This is a genomic window from Micromonospora sp. NPDC002411 (assembly GCF_053592955.1).
On the sequence record NZ_JBSFBM010000455.1, the window covers coordinates 1 to 4,406 of the forward strand.

At 72.3% G+C, this 4,406-nt stretch carries 1 pseudogene; it reads left to right on the forward strand.

The features are described 5' to 3' along the window. Positions 1-30 precede the first annotated feature (30 nt). Positions 31-4,406 (forward strand): annotated as a pseudogene (locus ACWCO3_RS32020) (SDR family NAD(P)-dependent oxidoreductase); the annotation flags it as partial.

A 4,406-nucleotide genomic window follows, 5' to 3' on the forward strand; every position in this document is an offset into this window, starting at 1 on the left:
ACGTCGCATGTCGACTGGTCCGCTGGTGAGGTGCGGTTGCTCACCGAGGCGCAACCCTGGCCGGTGAACGGACGCCCCCGACGCGCTGGTGTGTCGTCGTTCGGTATCTCCGGCACCAACGCGCACGTCATCCTGGAAGAACCGCCGGCGGTCGAGGCGCCGCCCCGCACCGAGGCCGTCACACCCGCCCAGGTGCCGTGGGTGCTGTCCGCCCGCTCGCCGGAGGCGCTGCAAGGCCAAGCCGCTCGGCTGGCGTCGGTGGACGCCGACCCGGTCGACATCGGGTTCACCCTGGCCGCACACCGTACGACGCACCCGCATCGAGCGGTCGCTTTCGGCCCGGACGACCTGGCGGCGCTCGCCGCCGGTGAGCCCGGCCCGGTCGTCGGGTCGGTGGTGCGCGGCAAGACCGCGTTCGTGTTCTCCGGCCAGGGGTCACAACGGCCCGGTATGGGCCTGCACCTCTACGACACGTTCCCGCGTTATGCCGAGGCGTTCGACGCGGCCTGCGCCGAGCTGGACCGGCACCTCGACCGGCCGATCCGCGACGTCATCGCCCAGGGCGACGACCTCGACCAGACCGTCTACACCCAAGCGGCGTTGTTCGCCGTCGAGGTCGCGTTGTTCCGCCTGGTGGAGTCGTTCAGCGTCAGGCCGGACTTCCTGGTCGGGCACTCCATTGGTGAGATCGCCGCCGCGCACGTGGCCGGGGTGCTGTCCCTGGCCGATGCGGCGACGCTGGTCACCGCGCGAGGTCGCCTCATGCAGGCCCTCCCGGCGGGCGGTGTCATGGTCGCCGTGCGGGCCACCGAGGCCAAGGTGCTGCCGCTGCTGACCGACGGGGTGTCCGTCGCGGCGATCAACGGCCCGCGCTCGGTGGTGCTGTCCGGTGCGGCCGTCGAGGTCGCGGCCGTCGCGGCGCACTTCAAGAAGTCGAAGCAGTTGCGGGTCAGCCACGCGTTCCACTCGGTGCTGATGGAGCCGATGCTGAAGGCTTTCACCGAGGTGGCCGGAACCCTCACTTACGACACGCCGCGCATCCCGATCGTGTCGAACGTGACCGGGCAGCTCGCCGAGGTGCAGGACGCCGCCTACTGGGTGCGGCACGTTCGCGAGGCGGTCCGGTTCGCCGACGGGATCACCGCCCTGGAGAGTCTGGGGGTCTCGACGTTCGTGGAGATCGGCCCGGACGGGGTGCTCTCCGCGATGGGCGCGGACTGCGTCACCGACGCGGTGTTCGTACCCCTGCAACGCTCTGACCGGGACCAACCTGCCACGCTGCTGACCGCCCTCGCGCAGGCTTTCGTGCGCGGCGTCGCTGTCGACTGGACGCCCTGCCTGACCGGCGGACGTCCCGTCGACCTGCCCACCTACGCCTTCCAGCGCCGCCGCTACTGGCCGACCGCCCCCGAAGCCGCCGCCGACGCGGCCAGCATCGGGCTCGGAACCGTCGACCACCCGTTCTGGGCCGCCGCCGCCGACCTGCCCGAGCAGGACAGCCTGCTACTCACCGGCCGTCTCTCCTCCCGCACGCAGCCCTGGTTGGCTGACCACCTGATCGGCGGCACACTGCTGGTCCCCGGTGCCGCGCTGGTCGACCTCGCCCTGGCCGCCGGCGAACACGCCGGCCTGAACCGCCTCGACGAACTGACCATCGAGGCCCCTCTGGTCCTACCGGGCAGCGGCAGCACGCTGACCATCCGCGCCCTGGTCGGCCCGCCCACCGACGACAGCCCGGGCGTGCAACGGCGGGACGTCACCCTCTACGCACGCCCCGACGACACCGGCGACTGGCAGCGGCACGCCACCGGCATTCTCACCGCCGCCGATGCGGTGGAGACCCCCGGCCACTGGACACCGGAGGCGACCGAGGAAGTACCGGTCGACGGCGTCTACCCCGGCTTCGCCGAGATCGGGTTCGAGTACGGGCCGCACCTGCGCGGACTCCACCGGGCCTGGCGCCGCGACGGCGAGCTCCTCGCGGACGTGGCCCTCGCCGACGACCTCACAGTGGACGGCTTCCTCCTGCACCCCGCGCTCCTTGACGCCGCCCTGCACGGCCTTGCCCTCGGCGTCCTCGACTCCGACACGACAGGCCTCCCGTTCAGCTGGACCGGAGTGACAGTGCACGCCACCGGGGCGCGCGCGGCCCGGGTGCGGATCAGCCGCGCCGGCACCGACGCGGTCGCCCTCGACCTGCGCGACGCCGAGAACCAGCCCATCGCCACCGTCGACCGGCTCGTCCTGCGCCCCCACACCCCGACGACGAGCACGACCCTTCGCCCGTACCGGATCGAGTGGACGCCGATCCCCGAGCTGGACGTGCCCGCGACCCTGCTCACCGACCACGCGGATCTGGCGGCGACGCTCGCCGCCGGCAGCGTGCCGGCCGGCCCGGTCCTCTGGTACGCCGAGTCCGACCCCGCCGCCGACCCGGTGACCGCAGCGCACACCACCGCCGCCCGCACCCTGGCGGTGCTCCAGTCCTGGCTGACCGACGACCGGCTCGCCGGTGTGCGGCTGGTCATCGCGACCCGGCACGCCGTGCAGGCCGGCGACGAGCCGCTGACCGATCTCGCCGGCGCCGCCGTCCACGGGTTGGTACGCAGCGCCCAGGCCGAACACCCGGACCGGTTCGTGCTTGTCGACATCGACGACGGACCCGGCTCGTTGGCGGTGCTCCCGGCGGCCGCTCAGTGCGGTGAGCCGCAACTGGCGATCCGTGGCGGAGTGGTCAGCGTGCCCCGGCTCGTCCGACCGCCGGTCGAGGAACCACGTCCGTTCACCTTCGGCACCGGAACCGTCCTGGTCACCGGTGCGCTGGGCACGCTCGGCCAGTTGGTGGCCCGGCACCTGGTCACCACGCACGGTGTACGCGACCTGCTGCTGGTCAGCCGCCGTGGCGCCGAAACCCCCGGAGCTGCCGGGTACGTGGCGGAACTCGCCGCGCTCGGCGCGTCCGCCCAGCTGGTGGCCGTGGACGCCACCGACCGGGCCGCACTCGCCCAGGTCGTCGCCGACACCCCGGACCTCTCCGGTGTCGTTCACCTCGCCGGTGTGCTGGACGACGGTGTGGTCAGTGGGTTGAGCGTGGATCGGCTGTCGGCGGTGTTGCGGGCGAAGGTGGACGCGGGTTGGTATCTGCACGAGCTGACCCGGGATCGGGGGTTGTCGGCGTTCGTGGTGTTCTCGTCGGCGGCCGGGGTGTTCGGTAACGCGGGTCAGGGCGCGTACGCGGCGGGGAACGCGTTCCTGGACGCGTTGGCGCAGCACCGGCGTGGGCTGGATCTGCCGGCGATCTCCCTGGCCTGGGGTCTCTGGGCCGACGCCAGCGAGCTGAGCGCCACCGCCGACCAACGCCGCCTCGGCCGAGGCGGAGTGCTTCCGCTCACCGCCGAGCAGGGACTCGCCCTGCTCGACGCCGGCTGCGCGGCGGCACCGCCGGTCAGCGTGCCGATCCTGCTGGACCTCGCGGCGGTGGCCGCCTCCGGCACCGTGCCCGCGCTCCTGCGGCACCTCGTCCGACCCGCGCGCCGGGTGGCCGCCGCCTCGGTCGACAGATCGACGCTGCGGGCCCGGCTCGCCGACCTATCGCCGAACGAGCGGCATACCCACCTCCTCGACCTGGTGTCGTCGCAGGTGGCGGTGGTGCTGGGCCATCCGCAGGGGTGGTCGGTCGATGGCGTGCAGGCGTTCGGTGAGTTGGGCTTCGACTCGTTGACCGCTGTGGAGTTCCGCAACGGCCTGTCGGCGGCGACCGGGTTGCGGTTGTCCGCGACGACGGTGTTCGACTACCCGACACCGGACGCCCTGGTCGACCACCTGCTGACCGAGCTGACCGACACGGCGATGACGCGGACCGGTGCGCGCACCGCGGCGGCGGCGGACGAGCCCCTCGCGATCGTCGGCATGGCCTGCCGCTTCCCGGGCGGAGTGGACTCACCCGAGGGTCTGTGGCGGCTTGTCGACTCCGGCGATGACGGCATCGGCGACTTCCCCACCGACCGCGGCTGGGACCTGGACACGCTCTTCAACACGGACGAATCCCGGACGGACACCTCGTACACCCGCCGGGGCGGCTTCCTCGCCGACGCCGCCGAGTTCGACGCCGAGTTCTTCGGGATCTCGCCGCGTGAGGCCCTTGCCATGGACCCGCAGCAGCGCCTGTTGTTGGAGGTGAGTTGGGAGGCAGTGGAACGAGCGGGAATCGACCCACAATCGCTCCGCGGCTCCGACACCGGCGTTTTCGCCGGCCTGATGTACCACGACTACGGCCCGTACGCCCAACAGAGCCCCGACGGTCTTGCGGGCTTTTTGGGGACGGGTAATTCGGGGAGTGTGGTGTCGGGTCGGGTTTCGTATTCGTTTGGGTTTGAGGGTCCGGCGGTGACGGTGGATACGGCGTG